The 20,537-nt window shown below is 35.3% G+C and carries 22 protein-coding genes and 1 other RNA gene; 8 read left to right on the top strand and 15 right to left on the bottom strand.

The window, feature by feature from the left end; genetic code table 11:
- Positions 1-4: 4 nt before the first annotated feature.
- The 9 genes from RBH94_RS14705 to rlmD form a co-directional block, all read right to left on the bottom strand.
- Entirely contained in the window at positions 5-199 is a 195-nt protein-coding gene (locus tag RBH94_RS14705; protein WP_307881572.1) for a hypothetical protein, read from the bottom strand.
- A gap of 53 nt (positions 200-252) precedes the next feature.
- Complete coding sequence (locus tag RBH94_RS14700) at positions 253-549, bottom strand: Bor family protein (protein WP_307881571.1); 297 nt, start codon at positions 547-549, stop codon at positions 253-255.
- A 183-nt stretch (positions 550-732) separates the two neighbouring features.
- The gene (locus tag RBH94_RS14695) at positions 733-2,043 is read right to left on the bottom strand and encodes a type II toxin-antitoxin system HipA family toxin (protein ID WP_307881570.1); all 1,311 of its coding nucleotides are present in this window, start codon (positions 2,041-2,043) and stop codon (positions 733-735) included.
- Positions 2,037-2,381: a helix-turn-helix domain-containing protein gene (locus tag RBH94_RS14690; protein ID WP_307881569.1), complete on the bottom strand. Its 345-nt coding sequence runs from the start codon at positions 2,379-2,381 to the stop codon at positions 2,037-2,039. The genes RBH94_RS14695 and RBH94_RS14690 overlap by 7 nt, the downstream gene beginning before the upstream one ends.
- Positions 2,382-2,562: 181 nt before the next feature.
- On the bottom strand, positions 2,563-3,603 hold the full coding sequence (locus RBH94_RS14685) for an agmatine/peptidylarginine deiminase (RefSeq protein ID WP_307881568.1): 1,041 nt from the start codon (positions 3,601-3,603) through the stop codon (positions 2,563-2,565).
- Entirely contained in the window at positions 3,603-4,490 is an 888-nt protein-coding gene (locus RBH94_RS14680) for a carbon-nitrogen hydrolase (RefSeq protein ID WP_307881567.1), read from the bottom strand. The genes RBH94_RS14685 and RBH94_RS14680 overlap by 1 nt, the downstream gene beginning before the upstream one ends.
- Positions 4,491-4,682: 192 nt before the next feature.
- Positions 4,683-5,411 carry a DUF6048 family protein gene (locus tag RBH94_RS14675; protein WP_307881566.1) on the bottom strand — a complete coding sequence of 243 codons (729 nt, stop codon included), beginning with the start codon at positions 5,409-5,411 and terminating at the stop codon, positions 4,683-4,685.
- Positions 5,377-5,931 (bottom strand): DUF6452 family protein, encoded by a 555-nt coding sequence (locus tag RBH94_RS14670; RefSeq protein WP_307881565.1) that lies wholly within the window; start codon positions 5,929-5,931, stop codon positions 5,377-5,379. The genes RBH94_RS14675 and RBH94_RS14670 overlap by 35 nt, the downstream gene beginning before the upstream one ends.
- Before the next feature lie 63 nt (positions 5,932-5,994).
- Positions 5,995-7,404 carry a 23S rRNA (uracil(1939)-C(5))-methyltransferase RlmD gene (gene rlmD, locus RBH94_RS14665; protein ID WP_307881564.1) on the bottom strand — a complete coding sequence of 470 codons (1,410 nt, stop codon included), beginning with the start codon at positions 7,402-7,404 and terminating at the stop codon, positions 5,995-5,997.
- A gap of 237 nt (positions 7,405-7,641) precedes the next feature.
- Between rlmD and rocD the strand changes: the two genes are divergently transcribed.
- Positions 7,642-8,886 carry an ornithine--oxo-acid transaminase gene (gene rocD, locus RBH94_RS14660; RefSeq protein WP_307881563.1) on the top strand — a complete coding sequence of 415 codons (1,245 nt, stop codon included), beginning with the start codon at positions 7,642-7,644 and terminating at the stop codon, positions 8,884-8,886.
- A 59-nt stretch (positions 8,887-8,945) separates the two neighbouring features.
- Here rocD and RBH94_RS14655 read toward each other — a convergent pair whose 3' ends face one another.
- From RBH94_RS14655 to RBH94_RS14645, 3 genes are read right to left on the bottom strand one after another with little or no spacing between them, the layout of a single operon-like run.
- The gene (locus RBH94_RS14655) at positions 8,946-9,278 is read right to left on the bottom strand and encodes a CCC motif membrane protein (RefSeq protein WP_307881562.1); all 333 of its coding nucleotides are present in this window, start codon (positions 9,276-9,278) and stop codon (positions 8,946-8,948) included.
- 11 nt (positions 9,279-9,289) lie between these two features.
- Complete coding sequence (locus RBH94_RS14650) at positions 9,290-9,577, bottom strand: DUF2752 domain-containing protein (protein ID WP_307881561.1); 288 nt, start codon at positions 9,575-9,577, stop codon at positions 9,290-9,292.
- Between the two features lie 50 nt (positions 9,578-9,627).
- Entirely contained in the window at positions 9,628-11,397 is a 1,770-nt protein-coding gene (locus RBH94_RS14645; protein WP_307881560.1) for a T9SS type A sorting domain-containing protein, read from the bottom strand.
- Positions 11,398-11,616: 219 nt separating this feature from the next.
- Between RBH94_RS14645 and RBH94_RS14640 the strand changes: the two genes are divergently transcribed.
- On the top strand, positions 11,617-11,808 hold the full coding sequence (locus RBH94_RS14640) for a hypothetical protein (RefSeq protein WP_188222200.1): 192 nt from the start codon (positions 11,617-11,619) through the stop codon (positions 11,806-11,808).
- 5 nt (positions 11,809-11,813) lie between these two features.
- Entirely contained in the window at positions 11,814-12,377 is a 564-nt protein-coding gene (locus RBH94_RS14635; protein WP_307881559.1) for a Smr/MutS family protein, read from the top strand.
- Here RBH94_RS14635 and RBH94_RS14630 read toward each other — a convergent pair.
- Entirely contained in the window at positions 12,374-13,306 is a 933-nt protein-coding gene (locus tag RBH94_RS14630) for a hypothetical protein (RefSeq protein WP_307881558.1), read from the bottom strand. The genes RBH94_RS14635 and RBH94_RS14630 overlap by 4 nt on opposite strands.
- A gap of 101 nt (positions 13,307-13,407) precedes the next feature.
- Here RBH94_RS14630 and RBH94_RS14625 point away from each other — a divergent pair, with 101 nt between their 5' ends.
- Together RBH94_RS14625 and RBH94_RS14620 are read left to right on the top strand one after the other, a co-directional pair.
- On the top strand, positions 13,408-14,544 hold the full coding sequence (locus RBH94_RS14625; protein WP_307881557.1) for a cysteine desulfurase family protein: 1,137 nt from the start codon (positions 13,408-13,410) through the stop codon (positions 14,542-14,544).
- Positions 14,545-14,658: 114 nt separating this feature from the next.
- Complete coding sequence (locus tag RBH94_RS14620; RefSeq protein ID WP_307881556.1) at positions 14,659-15,402, top strand: hypothetical protein; 744 nt, start codon at positions 14,659-14,661, stop codon at positions 15,400-15,402.
- Between the two features lie 21 nt (positions 15,403-15,423).
- Here the strand turns inward: RBH94_RS14620 and RBH94_RS14615 are convergent, their stop codons facing one another.
- Both RBH94_RS14615 and RBH94_RS14610 read right to left on the bottom strand, forming a co-directional pair.
- Positions 15,424-17,883, bottom strand: coding sequence for a carboxypeptidase-like regulatory domain-containing protein (locus tag RBH94_RS14615; protein ID WP_307881555.1), 2,460 nt, complete (start codon positions 17,881-17,883; stop codon positions 15,424-15,426).
- A gap of 7 nt (positions 17,884-17,890) precedes the next feature.
- On the bottom strand, positions 17,891-19,576 hold the full coding sequence (locus RBH94_RS14610; protein ID WP_307881554.1) for a M23 family metallopeptidase: 1,686 nt from the start codon (positions 19,574-19,576) through the stop codon (positions 17,891-17,893).
- Positions 19,577-19,751: 175 nt separating this feature from the next.
- On the opposite strand from RBH94_RS14610, the gene RBH94_RS14605 reads away from it, so the two are divergent.
- From RBH94_RS14605 to ssrS, 3 genes are all read left to right on the top strand, one after another.
- Positions 19,752-20,042 (top strand): hypothetical protein, encoded by a 291-nt coding sequence (locus RBH94_RS14605; protein WP_188222196.1) that lies wholly within the window; start codon positions 19,752-19,754, stop codon positions 20,040-20,042.
- Positions 20,043-20,057: 15 nt separating this feature from the next.
- Positions 20,058-20,351, top strand: a complete 294-nt coding sequence (locus RBH94_RS14600; protein WP_188222195.1) for a cell division protein ZapA — start codon at positions 20,058-20,060, stop codon at positions 20,349-20,351.
- Positions 20,352-20,406: 55 nt separating this feature from the next.
- A non-coding RNA gene (gene ssrS, locus RBH94_RS14595) (6S RNA) lies at positions 20,407-20,513 on the top strand.
- Positions 20,514-20,537 lie beyond the last annotated feature (24 nt).

Raw genomic sequence — 20,537 nt, 5'->3', positions numbered from 1 at the left:
GTTTTTAGTAGCTTTCTTTTTTGCTGCTCTTGGTTTTAAAGGCAATAAAAACAGAAAGTACTAAAAGAATGTTTTTTCCAACTAAGGCACCATAGCCAAAATCTGATAATCGACTTACTCCTAAAGATAGTATTTGAATAATGTTGATTAGTGAAATAATAGCTACGATAATAGAGATGTAGTGAAATAATTTTTTCATAATTTATATGTAAAAGGTGAGATTTATTATCTCACCTTTTTATTTCAATTTTTTTAGTAACGAACAGTTGTTGTTGTTGGAGTGTAAAGACCAAAAGTTAAAGAAGATACTAAACCATTAACAAAAGTTTGTACAGTAGTTACTTCGTAATTCTCAGCGCCATTAGCCATTGCTTTACTGTCAGAAACTCCAACGGGAGCTAAACCATAGATAACATAGTGATTCCACTTAGTTACTTTTTTGTTTCCAACAGCACCTTCACCAACTACACTTGTGTAAGAATAACATGAAGATAATAGAACTGAAGCTGCACAGGCAACAGTCATCATTTTAATAGTTTTTTTAATCATTTTTTAGATTTAATAATTGATAAATTGTTTTATAGTTTATGAAAAACTGTAGCGAATTTATGTTATTTATTGTAAGAAAAAAATTTAATTAAAGTAGGATTTGGTATTAGAATATGACGAAACTATATAACTATTTAAAAATTAGTGACGTAGGATGAAGGTTTTTTTATTAAAATTAATTATTTACATCAACTCTAAATTATTAGCGATGTTGTCTCTTAGTTCAGGTTTAGCATTTACGGCTTCAGCATAGGTATTCCAATTAGCTATGACATTGTTTATTTGACTAATTATAACATCCGCTTTTTTAATATTCATGCTTTTTGCTACCGTTAGTAAATCTTGTCTGTTAATGTCTTTGCGTTTTCCATTTATACTTAAAGCATGCTGACTAACCCAAACACTTCCAGGACGGTAAGCAAAACAAATATCGTAGGCGGGAGCCAGCTCCCAAACACCGCCTTGTTTTAGTCTAAAGGCGAAGTTTTTGGTGTGGTCGTCACAGTTTTTACCAATAACATTAAAAACCATACGTCTGAACATTTGTTCGGCTTGAGGGTATGGGAGTCTTAGAATACGCATGGTCTGGAATAGCTGTTCATAGCTGAAGCTATGCATCTTGTTAAAATCGTAATGCTGCATAGCGCACCAGGTTTGAATATGGTGTTTGGTATCGTTGCCTTCGCGATCAAAACGCTTGGTCATAAAATGGGCGCGGTTATTTTCTTCTAAAAGTATAGATTCCATCATATCAATACCGCAATCTATTGCCATATTGTAGTATGCCATTTCAATTCGGCCGTAGCCCTGACTTTCTCCAAACTGGGCGTCGCTAACACCATCCAGTTTAATCAGCCAGTGTTCAAAGCCTTTAGGCGCATTGGTTTGTCCTGAGCGAACCTGCCCCGTTTTTTTATTGTAAGCAATAATAGCTTTTGGTCTGGCACCACCAGCAGAGGTTCCTATTTTTAGGATGTCGAGCATTGCCTGGCGTTCATCCTTATTGATATTGGTTTCAAAGTCTTCACGTTTATGAAGCATGCGTTGTGCAATATCTACTAGGCTATCAATTTCTACTTCAAACGTGTTTTTGTTCGGTTTAAGTTGTGTGGGTTCAAATTCAAGAGCCCCCATGCCTCGTGTACCAATAAAGCACAATTGCTCCACAGGATTCATGCTGTTTTCTGGTCGTCCTTGTTGTGCAAGCCAACTATTGATAAGCTGATTTCCGTATTTGTCGGGTAGCACATCGGCTAGTAATCCGGGAAGCCCTTTAAAGGTATCGTAGTCGCCATGTCTTGAAACGCGAAGTTCAGGGAACGAAAATATTCGTGTGCCGGATTGTGTCGGCATTTTAACGGGAGATAGTTCTATGCCTGAAGCTTTAAATTCGGGTGTATATTCAAAGCTGGCTAGACCGGTGTCATCGTTCCAAGAAACGGCGCCAACCACCTGATTCCATATTTTCACAAAGGCTGTTTTTGTGCTTACCATTCGCTGTCGGTTTGGGGATTGGTGTTTTTATTTCTCGCGCGTTGGCGTTTTTGTTTTTCGAGGTTGGCTAATTCCAACGGACTGATTTGCTGTTCAATTTTGAAGTTACTAAACACATGAAGCGTATCTAAAGCCCGTAATATTTGAATAAGAGAAGTTAAGGAAATAGCTTCGCCTTTCTCTATCTGACTGATCGTCCAGCGGTTTACACCAGCGGCTTCAGCAATTTGAGCTTGTGTTTTATTCTGGTTTAAACGCTGATGTTTTACATAACCTCCTATAGCTTCAACGATAGCTTGGTCGCTCAAGGAAGTCCAATTAGTGTTAGTATTTACCATAATTATTAATTTAAATGCTAATTAATGTTGGTATTTTCTAACTCAAAAGTAGTAATTTTAAATGAAATATGAAATAATAATTATGTATGTGTTGGTAAAAACTATCTTTAAAACTAAAAAATCCAGTTAATGTTAGTAAAAACCAACAACACTGGATTTATAATTTTAAGTAAAATTGAAACTATTCAGGAATTTGCTGACTTAAACAGTGCAGTGTGCCAAATCCCCAGATAAAATCGGTTGCCGAAATACCTATAATTTCTCTGTCAGGGAAACAATCGGCTATTGTATTTAACGCTATACGGTCTTTTGAATCATTAAAGGTTGGGACTAAAACAGCCTTGTTGATGATTAAAAAGTTAGCATAACTCGCCGGCAAACGAATACCATCGAAATCTAAACGGTTCGGCATTGGTAAGGTTACAATATTTGGAGTTTTACCATTTTCTAATTTAGATGCTTGTAAACGCTTTAAATTATCCTGAAGTGGCTTAAAATTAGCGTCTTCAGGATTATCTTCAACTACCGTGATAATGGTATCTTCATTTACAAAACGCGCTAAATCATCAACATGACCGTGGGTGTCGTCTCCTTCAACGCCATCACCTAACCAAATTACGTTGGTAACCCCAAGATATTCTTTAAAAACAGCTTCGTAATCTTCCTTTGTAAATCCTGAATTTCTAACCTGAATAGTAGGGTGGAGCAGACATTCTTCAGTCGTTAAAAGTGAGCCTTTTCCATTCACATCTATAGCGCCACCTTCAACAATAACAGGTTTGCCTTTATAAGTTACTTGTTTGAGCGGTATATTTAAAAAGTCAGCTACTTTTTTAGGAACGTGCTTGTCTAACTTAAAATTAGAATATTTTGCCCATCCGTTAAAGTTGAAATTTAGAGCTCGACGTTCAGCTCCTTTTTTAACAATAATAGGTCCAGAGTCGCGCATCCAGCTACGATTGGTTTTGTGTATAATGAACGACACATGTTCTATATTTACATGCGCCATCTTCAGCATACTACTAACTTTGTCTTTTAGTTTACCGGAGGCCACAACAACAATAACACCTTCAACAGACGCTACTTTTTTTATGAACTCGACAAACGCCCATTGAATGGCTTCGTATTTTCCAGGCCAGTCGTTTCCGTTATGAGGAAAACATAATAAAACAGCTTGTTGTTGTTCCCATTCAGCAGGGAAAATCCATTGCTCAGTATTCATTAATCGATCGCTCTTTTAGTGATATCTCCGTATTTGTCGATACGACGGTCTCTTAAAAAAGGCCAGTTTTGACGTACATTTTCCTGTAAACTTAAGTCTACTTCAGCCATTAGAATTTCTTCCTGATCTACCGATGCCTGAGCTAAAATTTCACCTTGAGGTCCGGCAATAAAAGACGATCCCCAGAATTCAATACCATTGGTATCGGGTAAATATTTTTCTAAGCCAATGCGGTTAGCAGCTGCCACATAAATACCGTTGGCTACAGCGTGACCACGCATCACATTCATCCAGGCACCTTGTTGGTTTTCTCCAAACTCGGCTTTTTCTTGAGGATGCCATCCAATAGCTGTTGGGTAAAATAATACTTCAGCTCCTTGTAAAGCTGTTAAACGTGCTGCTTCAGGATACCATTGATCCCAACAGATGAGTGTTCCAATATTTCCTTTTTTAGTCGGGAAGGACTTGAACCCGATATCGCCAGGTGTGAAGTAGAATTTTTCGTAGAAATGCGGATCGTCCGGGATGTGCATTTTACGGTAAAGTCCGGCTTCAGAACCATCGGTATCAATAATATAAGCACTGTTGTGATAAACACCTGCCATTCTTTTTTCGAAAAACGGCACAATAATAACCACACCAAGTTCTTTTGCTAAAGCGCTAAACGCGTTAAAAGATGTACTGTAAAGTGGTTCCGCGAAAGCGAAATTATCGACATCTTCACTTTGACAAAAATAGTGGCTACTATAAAGTTCGGGTAAGGAGATAACTTCAGCACCTTGCTTAGCAGCATCTTTTACCCACTGAATACATTTTTTTAAATTGTTTTCAGGTGTGTTATTCAAGTTTAACTGAATAACCGCAATCTTGTACGTGTTTTTAGGCATTTTAAACTATTAATTTAAAACAAAGATATATAATTTTTAAATGAAGAAGTTTAAATATTTTTTATGAAATTTTATTTGAAAAATACTAGTGAAAGTGTTGATTTAAAGCTGTTAAATAAGTGTTTTAAAAAAGAAAACCCTTATGCTTATAAATAAAACATAAGGGTTTGATGTGTTTTTATGCGGTTTAAGTTATTTCTCTTTTTTGTAAAGCGGAATTCTGTAAGACACCGTATAACCATAGCCAACACCTATACCACTGCTGTCGTAAGTTTTATGAAATCCGGGGATATAAATATTTTCAAAATTTCCAGGATCTGATTCCGCAACCAAGAATTTAAGCTGAGCATTCAATCCTAAATATAGGTTAGTTAAAACTTCAACTTTTATTCCTAAAATTATTTCACTCCAAAAGGCTGTTAAACCATCGTAGGCTCTTGCTTCTGTAGATGAAAACTGATTCCAGTATTGCGTCGTGTTGTAAACGGTATAATTATTTAAGTCGTGACTAAAACTACTTCCACCAATACGAAACCCAAAGTAAATCATATTGTCCATATCCAGCCAGTTCTGGTACATGTTGTAGTCAATACCGCCTTTAATATAACCTCCTTTGGTGCTTACATCAAGATAATCGTTAACTGTGTTTTTTTCTTCGTAACCTAATTCTCCAGCGATATATAATTTCTGTTTGATTCGATAATCGGCTGAAATTTCAAATCCGCTGTAATCATCATCGATGGTAGAACGAATCAATTTTCCCAAGTCACCACCAACACGTAAGCCATATTTAAGTTTCACTTTTACCGAATCGTTAGCAACACTTGGAATACTATCGTTTTGAGCATTTGCAGAGGAACAAAACAACAGTAAGCACGCGATACTACTAATGATATAAATTGAAATGCGTTGTTGTTTCATCTTCTACAGATTGGTTATCGGTTAATGGTTGTCTGGCTTGAATCCAGTTGTCGGTATCGTCTTCAATGTTAAGTGTTACGTTTTTAAAAATGGTTTTGTAACCACAGGCACGTGATACGTAAACTTCTTCTCGGCTGTAATTAATAGTGATTAAATCGGAGTTGCCTTCAATAAAATCATCGGAGGTGTTATCTGGTGTACCATTATTGTTTACAGCGTAATCTTTATGAAGTACAAATTGTGTTGAATTCGTGTAGGTTTTTAACGGAAGAGATAAGGTGTTTGTTGAACTACCAACCGCAATAGCCGGAAGGACAGGGTTACCTTCATCATCAATGCCATACAATACTAAATTGAAAACATTTTTCTTGCTTTCCTGATTGTTTACATCGTAAAAATCGATAATTAAATTTGGTGTTGTAGGTGTGCCATCGGGACAAATATCGTCACGTTCGCAACTGATGTTTATGCCTATTAAAAGCGCTATAACAACTAAAGAAATAAATTTTAAGTATTTCATTCTTAATTTTAAATAGGTTTCTGAAAATGTCTTCAGATTGGCAATTTAGGGATTTAAAAATAATTAACGTTTTTCTAGTAACACAACATTTTCTACGTGAAATGTTTGTGGGAACATGTCAACCGCTTGTGTTTTAATTACTTTATACATGTCGTTCATTAAGGCCAAATCTCTGGCTTGGGTTGCACTATTACAGCTAACATAAACCACACGCTTTGGTGCAATATTTAATATTTGTTGCACCACATCTTTATGCATACCATCGCGTGGAGGATCGGTAATAATAATATCTGGAACACCATGTGTATCGATAAATTCCTGATTGAACACATTTTTCATGTCTCCTACAAAAAACTCGCAATTGGTAATATTATTGCGTTCGGCATTTTCTTTAGCCGCTAAAATAGCATCTGGTACAGCTTCAACACCAACCACTTTTTTAGCTTTTCTAGAAACGAATTGAGCGATGGTTCCGGTTCCGGTATATAAATCGTAAACTAGTTCGTCGCCTGATAGGTCAGCAAAATCTCTGGTAATTTTATAAAGTTCGAAGGCTTGCTCTGAATTAGTTTGGTAGAAGGACTTCGCGTTAATTTTAAACTTTAAGCCTTCCATTTCTTCAAAAATATGATCGTCGCCTTTGTAGCAAATAACTTCTTGATCGTAAATGGTATCGTTCGCTTTTCCGTTAATAACGTATAATAAAGAGGTGACTTCAGGGAATTTGTCAGCAATAAAATCTAACAGTAATTCACGTTGTTTTTTGTCTTCTTTAAAGAATTGAATTAACACCATAATGTCTCCGGTGGTGGAAGTGCGAATCATCATGGTTCTTAATAATCCGGTTTGGTTACGGGTATTGAAGAACTCCAAGCCGTTTTCAATCGCGAAGTTCTTAACGGAATTTCTAATCGCGTTTGAAGGGTCTTGCTGTAAATGACATGTCTTTACATCAAGAATTTTATCCCACATTCCCGGAATGTGAAACCCTAAAGCATTTCTATCGCCTACATCTTCTCCAGATTGAACTTCTTCAAGGGTTAACCAACGACTATCGCTGAATGAGAATTCCATTTTATTACGGTAGAAATATTGGTTAGCCGACCCCAATATAGGGGTTACTTCTGGGAGCTCAATATGTCCTAAACGTGTTAGGTTATTGGTAACCTCCTTTTGTTTGTAATATAATTGATGTTCGTAAGCCATATCTTGCCACTTACAACCACCACAAACACCAAAATGCTCGCAGGCAGGTTCGGTACGTTTATCAGATAATTTATGGAATACTGTCGCTTTACCTTCGTAATAGGCTTTACGCGCTTTAAATGTTTGCACATCAACTACATCGCCAGGTACGGCATTAGGTAAAAAAATAACCTTCCCATCTGGTGCTTTGGCAACGGTTTTACCCTTAGCTCCAGCATCTACAACTTCTACGTTTGTAAATATTTGTTTTCTCTTTTTTCTAGACATGCTGCAAAAATAATAATAGCCGGAAATAAAAATTGGTTTATTTGCATTTAGTTTAATAGAAATTTTGGTTTAGAACGGAACTAACAGGATAATGAACGTTAAATTTTCTGAAGCAAGTTATATTTATTAATTTGCGAGCCCTAGGGATGATTTCTCTCCCACGCTGAATTTTCGAACACTTCGGAAGGATAAAGGTACAGTAGGAATGGTTATTTTATCAATTTAAATTATATTAAAATGGCTGTTTTAAAAGAATTAACATCGCAGCAAGCAATCGATTTAGAAAACAAGTATGGCGCTCATAACTATCACCCGTTACCCGTGGTGTTAAGTAAAGGTGAAGGTGTTCATGTTTGGGACGTAGAAGGAAAACAGTATTACGATTTTTTATCGGCGTACTCGGCAGTGAATCAAGGGCATTGTCACCCGAAAATTATCAATGCCATGACAGAACAAGCTAAAGTGTTAACGTTGACATCCAGAGCATTTTACAACGATATGCTCGGTAAATATGAAAAGTTTGCCTGTGATTATTTTGGTTTTGATAAGTTGTTACCAATGAATACCGGAGCTGAAGCGGTTGAGACGGCTTTAAAAATTTGTAGAAAATGGGCGTATGAGGTTAAAGGTATCGATGAAAACGAGGCTGAAATTATTGTATGTGAAAATAACTTTCACGGAAGAACAACAACAATCATTTCATTCTCTAACGACCCTGTAGCTCGTGAGAATTTCGGCCCGTACACCAAAGGATTTATTAAAATTGAATACGACAATTTAGTAGCTTTAGAGAGCGCATTACAAAATAATAAAAACGTAGCAGGGTTTTTAGTAGAGCCTATTCAAGGTGAGGCTGGTGTTTATGTGCCTAGTGAAGGTTACCTAGCCAAAGCAAAAGCCTTGTGTGAGCAATATAATGTCTTGTTTATAGCAGATGAAGTACAAACCGGTATTGCCCGTACCGGGAAATTATTGGCAGTAAATCATGAAAATGTCACACCAGACCTTTTAATTTTAGGTAAGGCTTTAAGTGGAGGTGCTTATCCGGTAAGTGCTGTGTTAGCTAATGATAATGTGATGAACGTGATTAAGCCTGGGAACCACGGAAGTACATTTGGGGGGAACCCTGTAGCGGCAGCTGTAGCCATCGCAGCATTAGAAGTGGTTCAAGAAGAAAGTTTGGCTGAAAGAGCAGAAGAACTAGGGCAGTTATTTAGAAGTGAGTTGAATACATATATTGAAACAAGCTCTATTGCTAATCTAGTAAGAGGTAAAGGCTTGTTAAATGCTATTGTGATTAATGATAGTGAAGATAGTGATACCGCCTGGAATATCTGTTTGGCATTACGTGATAATGGTTTGTTAGCCAAACCTACACACGGAAATATTATTCGTTTTGCACCACCTTTAGTAATGAGTGAAGAGCAGTTGTTAGATTGTGTAAATATCATTACTAAAACGCTAAAGCAGTTTGAAAAGTAAATATAAGAAATAAAAAAAGCGACCTCTTGGTCGCTTTTTTTATTTGTATAGAACCTTTTTTATTGTCCCATAAATTCTTGCATTCGCTCTTGAAGTAATTCCTGATCTTGCATAGCATCCCAGCCAAGCGTCATAATTACCCACACCATCATTAACAAATAAATAGCGCTTAATACGATACCTACTATAGCTAATATTTTACCGGTTTTTACATTAGAATAACCAGTGTAAAGTTCTGTGTTTTCTAAATAAAGTTTAGTGGCTTTACTAGCCAAAATTAAAGCTATAATACCAACAACGAGACCTACGAGGCCATAGCAGCAACATGTAAGTATTGAGATGATTCCTAGGACTAAAATAAGTGTTGAATTGGGTAGTTTTTGTTGTTCCATTTGATATGATGTTAAATTGAAAATGTTTTTATAAAAAAGCTCGTGATAATAATTACAGCATTAATAATAGCTAAAATTAAAATGATTCTGTTAGCAGACTTAAAGCTCTTAAACAAATTAAAAGCAATTACCGAAAACATAAGAACTAGGGTGTAAATCGCCGGGTACATGTTAAATGCAGCACCAAATTCGCCTTGAAGTAATAGTGAAAGTGAACGTTGCATGCCGCAACCCATACACTCCATACCGAATAATTTCTTATTCAAACAGGGTAACATGTATTCTTCTAAACCTTGCATTTTTTATTTGATTGTATTCAAATTTATAAAAAAATAAAGGTTTGAAAGTATTATTTTCGATTGTTTATCAGAATTTTTTTGCTGATGCTTTGATTGTTTTCTAAAGTGATTTTAGCAATGTATACACCACCTGCTAATGCCTTGGTAGAGTAGGTGTAGTTTGAATTCACCTTGTTAATTACAGAGCTTATAACTTGTTTTCCTGAAACATCAAAGACCTTAAAAGTCTTAAAGACCAAATGGTTTAAGTTATTGATTTTTAATTGCGCAATGGTATTATTTTGAACAATTGAAATAGCATTTAATATCTCTTTGTCAATGCTTAATGTGTTTTTTGTAAATGTAATTTCAAATCGATCTGTATAGTGTCCTTTATTAAGGTTTATATCGAATGCTTGCTGTTTTAAATCTATATACATATCGGTTTCTTTATCATGAAGGTATATTGGGGTTGATTCATCGATATTTTGAATGTCAACCGCTCGAATCTTAACAGGCATATTATTGGCGACTTTTATGCCTAAAGGAATTTTAAAAGTTTCATCATAAACCAAGGCCTGAGCCAAAAACGCCAAATCGTTAGTTTTCCAGTAAGAGTCAGATTTTAAACCTCCGCCTACATTGGTTGTGGTTTCCAACCCGTAATCAAATCCTTCTGTAGCCGATTGGTGAAAAGTTTCAACTAATTGTCTGGTATATTTACCATTAAAATCAATGTTCAATCTAAAACGTTTGTAATCATTAGGAATTTTAGAAAATTCTGAAATTGTTTCCGTTTTCTGTTTGATACTTGTTATTTTAAAGAATTTGGTAGAATCTGCAGCGGTATTTTCTTTTTTAAATGCTCGGTGACTGTTTTTTGCTTTAACATATCCAGAAGCGGTACCTTTAACCATAAAGCCTTGTCCAATGGGTATATACCTTACATGAGCAAGTGATTTTGTGGATACATAATTACTAGAACTATTTAGTGTCCCATCTCCGTTAAATGTATTAAATGTAGCCGGCGTATAAGTTATGAGTTTACCATCTGAACTTATAGTGTAATGTGCATAACCTCCTTGGTATTCTTTTAAGTAATGCGTATCTATATTAGGGTTTTGCTCCCAGAACCTTAATGTCCCGTCAATAGTATTTTTGTTTTCTGAATCGTGTATATAAGCAACGGCGTCAAGTGCGGAAGGGTATGGATTTCCTACCAAAGTGAATTTGTCGGGTTTAACTTTAACACTAATGGTCCCTGTGTTTGGCTTTCCCCTAAAATCGTACTGCTGTGCACTACTAGAGCCAGCTGTACCTTTCATAGTAAAGCCTTCTCCTGGGTTAATAACTGTAGTTCCCTGAACATGCGACCAACCGTAATAATCATCTTTAGCAATATAACGCCATATCCAGTAAGGTTCTATATTTAAAGGATTAGAGGTTCCGTTATAGTTTGACTTGTGTACATATGTCGCAGGTACAGACTCGGTTAAACTAACAACGTCATTTAGTAATGAAATTCCGAATTTGTTGTTGTCACTGCTATTGGTTGTTTCTCCTATGGGAGAACACCAATAATTATATTCATAAGCATCAACATTACCTTCTTGATATACACTTAATTCGCCTTCACCCCAATTACGTTCATTTTCATCGCCCTGAATAATTTGCGCTTCATCTCTTAAGTAGATTTTACTTTCACTTTCATTGAGATTTATATCCTTAGAAACAAAAAGTATTTCATCTTTCGCAAAAACATAATAGTTGTTTCTCACGGAAAGTTGGGCGTAAGCGATATTACAAACAATGATTAAAAGGTAAACACATTTTTTTATCATGATAATGAGGGGCTTAGCATTATTTTATAGCAAATATATTACTTTTTATGAATTTTTTAACACTTAATCGATAAAATTGACTTTTTAACTTGTTTTTAATTGGGTTTTAAATTTTAAAATTTTCAGATAGCTCTAAAATTTTAATGTAATTTTGCAGAAAATAATAAGTTTATTGAACTCTTTAAAAAATTAGAACTTAACTAAAAGTTATTTTAAGTAATGAAATACATAAATTATATACTGATTGTTTTAGGAGCCATTGTGGCAATCTATTCGAAGGCAGGAGAAGAACAAAATCAGTATGTTTTAATAGCAGGAATTATCATTTTAATGACCGGTGTTTACAGGATATCTAAAACTATTCCAAGTAAAAACAGTGAGGAAGAGTATACAGAAGATAACGAAAACTAAAAAGCATGTCGTTTAAATTAGGGGATACAGTTTTGGTTTTAGATGAGGACATGTCTGGTGTGGTTAAGCAGGTGCAGGGCGATACCATTTCAATTGAAACAGACGATGGGTTTTTGTTACGTTTTCAAGCTGACGAATTGGTCAAGACAACATCCAGCAAGTCGATAAAGGAAACATTATCGTCTTCTGTCGGTATTGGTCAGGCAATTCAGGAAAAGGAAGCTTCGAAAAAACGAACTCAACAACCTAAGAAACGTGCAAAAGATCGTTATGAGCCAACTATGGAAGTCGATTTGCATATCCATCAGTTAGTGAAATCTTCAAGAGGTATGAGTAATTACGATATGTTAACCTTGCAATTAGATACGGCCCGACGACAACTGGAATTCGCGATTAATAAGCGTATTCAGAAAATCGTATTCATTCACGGTGTTGGAGAAGGTGTTTTAAGAACCGAATTAGAATACTTGTTTGGTCGCTATAACAATGTGAGATTCTATGATGCCAATTATCAAAAATACGGTTTAGGTGCTACCGAGGTTTATATTTACCAAAATACGCCTGATTAATTAAAAACAGGCGATAAGGTTTCTGTTTTTAAACTGCTGCTAATTTCAGAATCATCTAAAGTTCCAAACTCTAAAACATCAAAAGAAATGACTCTTAAATCTATATCGTAAACGGTTAAGGTTACTTCGTATGCTTTGGTTATGTTATGGGCTCTGTATGAGGTAGCAGATACAGTTGTATTTACTTCAGAATTAAGGTAATCTGGTCCTGCGTCAGGGTTAGTAATATCGTTAGCAGGGTTATTGTCTTGAGATTCGTTCTCCTCATCACGTGTTAAAACGCCATCGCCATCATCATCATTATCTAAATAGTCCGGAATACCATCTCCATCGGTGTCTTGTGCATCATCTAAGTTGTTATCCCCATTAGGGTCAGGGTTTTCATCTATGGTTAAAATATTATCGCCATCATCATCGGCATCTAAATAATTAGGAATGCCATCATTATCGGTGTCATCATCTGTTAAATCGCCGTTACCATTCCTATCTTCAAGAATAGCAGGGATTCCGTCGTTATCATCTTCTGTTAATTCAGTTCTGATAATAACATAACCGCTGGTCGCTTCATAGTCCTCTACAATTCTTACTTCAGAATTTGGAATGTCGTTACAAAACAAATCACTTGGCAAAGAAGTGTTACTGTATGTTCTGTAGTTAAAAGTATTTGTAGAAGATAAACTTAAGGTGTCTGCGAAAATGTTATCGTCTCCAACAGCTAAAATTTCACTAAGGCTGTTTATTTCAGAAATTCTAACTGATAAAGACTCAGAAGGATCGTTTTTTGTTTTGTAGAATACTAAGCCATTTGTTCCTGTACATACCGAAAATTCATCATCAAAGTCGAATTCGACATCAAGTACGTCACCATCATCACAAGCCGAATAGGTTAATAAACTTAGGGTAGTTAAAGCAAAAAATATTTTACGCATTCTATTTGGGTTTTAAGGCAAAAATAAACGAATTGTATTTTATAACGTAGCATATTGTCAATAATTTTATTCTAAGTAATTTTGTGATGTAAAATACAATTATGCAACAGGTTTATTTTGATAATGCAGCAACAACGCCAATTAGGAGCGAAGTTGTAGATGTGATTTCTGAAGTAATGAAAACAAATTACGGAAACGCATCATCTTCACATAGTTTTGGTCGCTCAGCTAAAGTACTTTTAGAGAAGTCCAGAAAGACCATTGCCGGGTATTTAAACTGTTCGGCAGGAGAGATTGTATTTACTTCCGGGGGCACCGAGGCCGATAATTTAATTTTAAGATCGGCGGTTCGCGATTTAAAAGTAACCCATATTATTACTTCAAAAATAGAACATCATGCTGTTTTACATACTGTTGAAGCACTAAAAAAAGAGTATGAGATACAGGTGAGTTATGTAAACCTTGATGAAAACGGAGATGTTGATTACCTGCATTTAGAAACTTTGTTGGATGTTGAAAGTAAAACACTGGTGAGTTTGATGCATATAAATAATGAGATTGGTAATATTTTAGATATGAAGCAAGTTTCAGATTTATGTATCAAATACGACGCTTTATTTCATAGTGATGCCGTGCAGTCTGTAGGTCATTATCAATTAAATTTAGAAGAAGTTAAAGTTGATTTTTTAGCAGCTTCGGCACATAAATTTCATGGACCAAAAGGGATTGGGTTTGTATATGTGCGAAAGGATTCTGGTTTACATCCATTAATTTTTGGAGGCGAGCAGGAGCGAGGTTTACGTGCAGGCACCGAAAGTGTTCATAATATTGTAGGTATGGAGAAGGCTTTAAAATTGGCTTGTGATAATTTAGAAACGGAGCAAAGTTACTTACGGGATTTAAAAGCTTACTTTAGAGAAGAACTATTAAAAGGTATCTCTGATATTAAGTTTAATGGGCAATCTGGCGATTTAGAACAAAGCACCAATACCATGTTAAATTTACGTTTACCAAGTTCGAAGGTTGATGCGTCTATGATTTTATTTCAACTGGATTTAAAAGGTATAGCTTGTTCCAGAGGGAGTGCCTGCCAAAGTGGAAGTAGTCAAAAATCGCATGTACTTTCTGAAATTTTAAATGCTGAAGATTTACAAAAGCCATCACTTCGTTTTTCTTTTAGTATTTTTAACACTAAAGAAGAAGTAGAGTATACAATTGAAACTTTGAAGACACTATAAATTGATAAAAAGAAGGAATAAACTTTCTTTTGTGGTCTTTTTGACTATTTTTTTTGCATTTTATCGGATTAATATTATTTTTGATTTCCCTAAGTTTAATTAATTTGTTTAAAAATGTTAAAGATTGTCCCTTTGGCGCTGTTTGCGTTATGTCTCTCATTTAGCTTAAATGCACAAATAGGTATTGGTACTACCGATCCCGATTCATCCTCAATTTTAGATATTACCTCAGAAACTCAGGGGATGTTAACCCCAAGAATGACATCTACACAGAGATTGGTTATTTCTCAGCCCGCAACAGGTTTGTTGGTATTTGATACGAATGAAAATGCTTTTTATAATTTTGATGGTTCTAGTTGGGTTAAACTTATTTCAGAAACAAGTATCAGTGATTACACGGGTTGGGCTGACTACTCTGACGGAACATATACAGAGGCAAGTCCCTTAAGCTTAGTGGCAAACACTAAAATAACATTACCTAACCATGCCACCACGATTAGAGATAGTCAAAAACCAATTGATATTACAGAATTTTATAACTCAACAAATTCAACTATTACCGGTAGAAATGGAGATGGAATAAATGTGGTAATAGAGTTTAAGATTAAACCAACAGTTAATCAAACAACAAAAATTACTGTAGCCATAGATATAGGAGGCGGTATTGGAGAGTTATATAAAAGAGATTTTATTACTTCAAAAGGTGTTGGGGTACAACATTATTATCTAAGCTCATTTAATGCTTATACTTTGGATACTTGGGAAGCAAATGGAGGAACTGTTAAAATAGTATCTGATTATGCCGCAGAAATTTACGACATAAGATATATTATAACAAGAACTCATAAGGCTAGATAGTTAAAATAACTTCGAGTTAAATTAAAACTTCATAGTGGTTCTTACGTTGAATACTCTCGGCGTTAAATAATTCGGAATGCCGTATTGTCTTTTGGTATATACATCGCGTACCCAGGTGTTGGTGATGGAGTTTTGTACATCGAATATGTTATAAATTTCGAAACCAAAAGATAAAGCCTTAAATGGTTTTTTCCAGCCACTGTTAAATTGTTTGTTGGCATCTACTAACACAAATTGTAACCCTAAGTCGGCACGCTTATAGTCCGGTAATCGGGTTTGGTATTCATAAACATCAGCATAGCTTGGAGAGCCTCCCGGTAATCCAGTATTATATACTAAATTCAAATACACTTTTAAATTAGGAACATTAGGTACGTAGTCTTGAAATAAGGCAGCGAATTTTAAGCGTTGATCGGTTGGTCTGGCAATATAGCCGCGACCATCAATGTTTTCTTCGGTTTTTAGATACCCGAAACTAAACCACGATTCAGTGCCTGGTACAAACTCTCCATTTAAACGCATATCCAGTCCGTAAGCGTATGCTTTGGCATTGTTAGATGCCCGGTAGCGAATACGAACGTTTTCAATGGTGTATGGGTTTACATCATTAAGGTGTTTATAATAAGCTTCGGAAGTCAGCTTAAAAGGTCTGTCCCACATTTTAAAACTGTAATCATTTCCTAGAACAATATGATAGGATTGTTGTGCTTTAACATTAGGCTGAACTACCCCGTTGGCATCACGAAGTTCTCTGTAAAAAGGCGGCTGATAATAGAGGCCAGTTGCTACCCTAAATAACATGTCTTTATTCCAGTCAGGTTTAATTGCAAACTGAGCTCTTGGGCTAAAAACCGTTTGATTTGATTTTTCAATACCCATACCGTTAACCGACCAGTTGTGTGCTCGAACTCCGGCATTATACCAGACATCACTCGACCCAATAGTACTGCGTTTACTCCATTGTAAATACGCCTGTATACGGTCTATTTGGGTTTTGTTTATACTTCGTACATTCTGAAAAGCTTCTAACGGACCAGAATAAGCGACATAAGGTTGTTCGTTTGGAGAAACTTTTGGCGGACGAATAGAAAATCCTGCGGAATCGATAACTTCCCATTCGATTAATCGGTCGCGAATATCTTCATGGGTATATTTTACAGACCATTCAAAACGGTTGTCATCAATCTTATAATCACCTTTGTGTTCAAAGTTACTTATTAAAGCATCTAAATCATTTCGACCGTGGTTTAACTGACTTCCAATGCCTCGACTGTATTCAACATCACCTAAATTTTCGCCACCAATATCGGTGTTAACTTCTCCTAATCTGTATTGTGCCAGAATATCAAAATACTCTTCCTCGGTAGTATGGTAAGTAGAGGCTAGCAATTTTAAATTCAGGTTGTCGTTTGCAAAATACGTTCCTTTAAAAGCGCCGAAAAACGTACGATACTGATCTTTTTCCTGACCTTCATAAAATACTAAAAGCGCTATGGGGTCGCTAAAGGTTCCGAAGTTGGTTTGTCGCGTTTCCGGTTGGTAATTGTATTTGTTTATAGAAGCGTTTCCTAAAAAGCTCAAATGAAATTTATTTGAAAACTTATACGTTAAATACGTTTGAATATCGGCAAAAGAGGGCTGGTAATTTGTTTCAGTCTCCTTAGCATCTACCAGTAAGCTGTTATCGCGATATCGCACACCGGCAATACCTGTAAATTTAGAATCTTTACTTATGCCTTCGACAGATACACTTCCGCCAAGCAAACTTAAATCGCCATTAACTTCAAATTGGTATGGTGTTTTATACGTGATGTCAAGAACGGATGATAATTTATCTCCATATTTAGCTTGAAAACCTCCGGCAGAGAAATCGACGTTTTGTGTCAAATCAGTATTAACAAAACTCAATCCTTCCTGTTGGCCAGAGCGAATTAAAAATGGCCTGTAGACTTCAATACCGTTTACGTAGACCAGGTTTTCATCGTAGTTTCCACCTCGTACAGAGTATTGGGTGCTCAGTTCATTGTTGTTACTAACTCCTGGAAGTGTTAAAAGTAAATTTTCTACACCAGCATTGGCTCCAGGGATTTTTCTAATAGTTTCTGGTTTTAACGTGATAATGCCCTCAACTTCTCTTTGGCTTGTATTATTAATAACTACCGTTGCGATCTGCTGTGTAGCCATATTCATAACAGGATTAAACTCTAGAACCTCTCCGTTTTTAAGATTGAAAACACTTGCTACTTTTTTATAAGATAGGTGGGTGAATTCTACCGAAATATCTTGATTAGCCGGAATATTAAAACTATAGAATCCATTATTGTTTGTTGTAGTTCCGCTAGTTTTCCATTTAATATTTACGTTTGGAACAGGGGAGTTGTTATCGTTTAGAATAATGCCTTTTATAGTTGCTGTTTGAGATATACCGGTTAAGGATATTGCAAAAAATAATAAGGTTAAAACGTGAAATCTGCTTTTCAAAGGTTATTTATTTTTTTCTATAGAATACAGATTCAAATGTAGAACTATTTCCCACATTATCGGTAACTATAAGTTTGAAATTATTTTTTGTTTCGGTAGAAATATGATCGTTAAAATCGAAAGTAAGTGTTTTTGTCTTATAATCATACTCCATTAAAATCCATTTGCCATTAATTGTCGCTCTGTAGTTTGAAATCCCTGATCCGGAATCATCAATTTTTACCTTTAAAAATCGGTAATTGCTTATCCACTGTTCATCTCTAAAGTTTTTTGGGGTAATACTCGGTTTTACCGTATCTGCTGTTAAGGTATAAGAACCTAAATACTTGGTACTGGCAATTAAAGTATCGCCTTCGCGTCTCGTACTCGTATAAAGCGGGTAATTTTTGTTTCGCCCCACTAATCTTGAAACAAACAATTTGTCTTTATCTTCATCATTAAAATGACTCACATTAAAATTGATGTTGAAATTATTCTTTGTAGGCATGATATCATCATGAAGCGTTAACGTATCATTTTGCACATTAAAATCCATATAGAAATCTTCGTAAAATGTGTTAGGATAAAAATGAACAGCTACGTTTCCGGATTTTAAATTGGTGCTTTGGTTTGCGTATATATAATATGGTGTTTTTTCTTCTGTTTTTTTAGTAGAAGTTTTATTTCCTTTAATGTTAATCGTCACCCAGGCATCATTATTTTCAAAATCGACCACTCGAATTTTATAAATGGAGTTGGTACTGTCTTTTACCACCAGGTTTCCGTTATAGAACTCAGGATTGTATAAACTCAATATATTATTATGATTAAATAGTTTCTGAATACGATGCTTTGTAGTAGTATAGTGTTCGTAATCTATAAGCTGATTAATGTTTCGGGTTTCATTAAAGGAGAAAGATTGAAAATTAATTTCAAAATTTTGATTACCGTTTAAAAATGATTGGATTTGATAAACCCCGTTAGAGTTAGCGGCTAAGTTTTGTCTGTCGTTAGTTTCCACTCCAATGCCAATCACGCCATAAGCTTCAATGTTTTCAGTGTTGTAATCTCCCGAAGCTAGAGGAATCAATCTTATTTTTTGTTTTTCAGTTGAATTATTAACGGAGGAGGAATCGTTTAGTGCGTAGGCATAAATAGATTTTATGGTTGGCTTCGTTGTATCTGCTACATTAATACCGAAAAGCATAGGGTTTAAAGGGTGTTCTTCTTTATTTCTTATTTCGAAATGTAAGTGTGGACCGCCTGACCCCCCTGTGTTTCCGCTATAGGCAACATGCTCGCCTTTATTTAGTTTTAATTCATTAGCAGATGGAAACAGTTCAATCTCATAAGATTCGGCTTCGTACTGTCGCTTTTTAATGTAGGCTTCAATTTCTGGAGCGAATTTTTGTAAATGCGCATAAACTGTAGTGTATCCGTTAGGATGGGTTATATACAGTGCTTTTCCGTAGCCGTAATGAGAAATTTTAATGCGACTTACAAACCCTTCAGCAGAAGCAAGAACTCTTAATCCTTCTCGTTGTTGCGTTTTAATATCTAATCCTGAATGAAAATGATTGGAGCGCAGCTCGGCAAAGGTTCCGGAAAGTATTAAAGGCACTTCAAGAGGATCTCCAAAATAATCTTGAGGGTATATATTTTGAGCCTGAGAAATTAAAGAAAAAGTTGTAAGTAGAAATAGGACTAATCGCATAAAAAAGTAGGTGTTGCTAAATTGTTAATTTGATGTTATACTGCAAAAATAAAAGAAAAATCGACCCATTTTGTTGATTTAGAGTAATAACGAGAATTTTCAAATTTTATTAAAAAACAATTGTTATTTATACTAAGGTATGTTAACTTTGTGTAATAAGTATTGAAATTTGCAAATGGGTAATATTGAAGATATTGTAGATTCTTTAGAAAGCAAAATTAGCAAAGTATTACATAGATTAGAGCGTTTAAAGCTTGAAAACTCGAAGCTGAAAGAAGAATTGATAGCTTCAAGACAAGAAATTTCGGCCCAAAAAGAACATATCACAAATTGGGAAGAAAAATACGAAGCGCTTAGAATGGCAAATACAATACTTGGCAGTGACGAAAGTAAAAGAGAAACTAAGCTTAAAATAAATGCTTTAATTCGAGATATAGATCATTGTATTGCGCAACTCTCAGATTAAAGATAAAACAAATCAATGTCAGACAAGCTTAAAATAAAGCTATCTATAGCAAACAGGGTATATCCTTTAAATATTGACCCGAGTCAAGAAGAAGGATTGCGTAAAGCAGCTAAAAACATCGAGACAATGATTAAGCAATTTGAGCAAAGTTATTCTGTTAGAGACAAGCAAGATGTATTAGCGATGTGTGCTTTACAGTTTGCGGCTCAGGTCGAACAGAAGTCTATCGATAAGGAACATGTAAACGAACATGTGGAAGATAAATTAAATGCATTAAACGATTTACTTCAATCTTATTTAGTCTCTTAAACGTTCTTTAAAATAAGTTAAAAATACTGCCTGCATTAGTGATTTTTTTTGATAAACTCAACGTTAATTCTTTAAAAAGGGTGAGTTTAAGTTGTTAAAGCATGCTGCCTTGAGCAGACCCTTGATCAGCTTGTTAGCCCTAAACTTGTTTTTAAGGAGTTTATACAAAACTTTATACTGGTGTGG

The sequence above is a fragment of the Aestuariibaculum sp. YM273 genome, from assembly GCF_030908365.1.
GTDB classification, from domain to species: domain Bacteria; phylum Bacteroidota; class Bacteroidia; order Flavobacteriales; family Flavobacteriaceae; genus Aestuariibaculum; species Aestuariibaculum marinum.
The sequence above is the reverse complement of the archived record's forward strand: the minus strand, read 5'-3'. Positions and strand labels throughout refer to the sequence as shown.

Excerpts from the sequence above, each read along its gene's own strand:
- RBH94_RS14605 (WP_188222196.1), top strand. The coding sequence starts at position 19,752 with ATGGGTAATATTGAAGATATTGTAGATTCTTTAGAAAGCAAAATTAGC.
- RBH94_RS14655 (WP_307881562.1), bottom strand. The coding sequence starts at position 9,278 with ATGGAACAACAAAAACTACCCAATTCAACACTTATTTTAGTCCTAGGA.
- RBH94_RS14640 (WP_188222200.1), top strand. The coding sequence starts at position 11,617 with ATGAAATACATAAATTATATACTGATTGTTTTAGGAGCCATTGTGGCA.
- RBH94_RS14695 (WP_307881570.1), bottom strand. The coding sequence starts at position 2,043 with ATGGTAAGCACAAAAACAGCCTTTGTGAAAATATGGAATCAGGTGGTT.
- RBH94_RS14645 (WP_307881560.1), bottom strand. The coding sequence starts at position 11,397 with ATGATAAAAAAATGTGTTTACCTTTTAATCATTGTTTGTAATATCGCT.
- RBH94_RS14610 (WP_307881554.1), bottom strand. The coding sequence starts at position 19,576 with ATGCGATTAGTCCTATTTCTACTTACAACTTTTTCTTTAATTTCTCAG.
- RBH94_RS14620 (WP_307881556.1), top strand. The coding sequence starts at position 14,659 with ATGTTAAAGATTGTCCCTTTGGCGCTGTTTGCGTTATGTCTCTCATTT.
- RBH94_RS14630 (WP_307881558.1), bottom strand. The coding sequence starts at position 13,306 with ATGCGTAAAATATTTTTTGCTTTAACTACCCTAAGTTTATTAACCTAT.
- RBH94_RS14685 (WP_307881568.1), bottom strand. The coding sequence starts at position 3,603 with ATGAATACTGAGCAATGGATTTTCCCTGCTGAATGGGAACAACAACAA.
- rlmD (WP_307881564.1), bottom strand. The coding sequence starts at position 7,404 with ATGTCTAGAAAAAAGAGAAAACAAATATTTACAAACGTAGAAGTTGTA.
- RBH94_RS14625 (WP_307881557.1), top strand. The coding sequence starts at position 13,408 with ATGCAACAGGTTTATTTTGATAATGCAGCAACAACGCCAATTAGGAGC.
- RBH94_RS14650 (WP_307881561.1), bottom strand. The coding sequence starts at position 9,577 with ATGCAAGGTTTAGAAGAATACATGTTACCCTGTTTGAATAAGAAATTA.
- RBH94_RS14635 (WP_307881559.1), top strand. The coding sequence starts at position 11,814 with ATGTCGTTTAAATTAGGGGATACAGTTTTGGTTTTAGATGAGGACATG.
- RBH94_RS14700 (WP_307881571.1), bottom strand. The coding sequence starts at position 549 with ATGATTAAAAAAACTATTAAAATGATGACTGTTGCCTGTGCAGCTTCA.
- RBH94_RS14600 (WP_188222195.1), top strand. The coding sequence starts at position 20,058 with ATGTCAGACAAGCTTAAAATAAAGCTATCTATAGCAAACAGGGTATAT.
- rocD (WP_307881563.1), top strand. The coding sequence starts at position 7,642 with ATGGCTGTTTTAAAAGAATTAACATCGCAGCAAGCAATCGATTTAGAA.
- RBH94_RS14675 (WP_307881566.1), bottom strand. The coding sequence starts at position 5,411 with ATGAAACAACAACGCATTTCAATTTATATCATTAGTAGTATCGCGTGC.
- RBH94_RS14680 (WP_307881567.1), bottom strand. The coding sequence starts at position 4,490 with ATGCCTAAAAACACGTACAAGATTGCGGTTATTCAGTTAAACTTGAAT.
- RBH94_RS14670 (WP_307881565.1), bottom strand. The coding sequence starts at position 5,931 with ATGAAATACTTAAAATTTATTTCTTTAGTTGTTATAGCGCTTTTAATA.
- RBH94_RS14705 (WP_307881572.1), bottom strand. The coding sequence starts at position 199 with ATGAAAAAATTATTTCACTACATCTCTATTATCGTAGCTATTATTTCA.
- RBH94_RS14690 (WP_307881569.1), bottom strand. The coding sequence starts at position 2,381 with ATGGTAAATACTAACACTAATTGGACTTCCTTGAGCGACCAAGCTATC.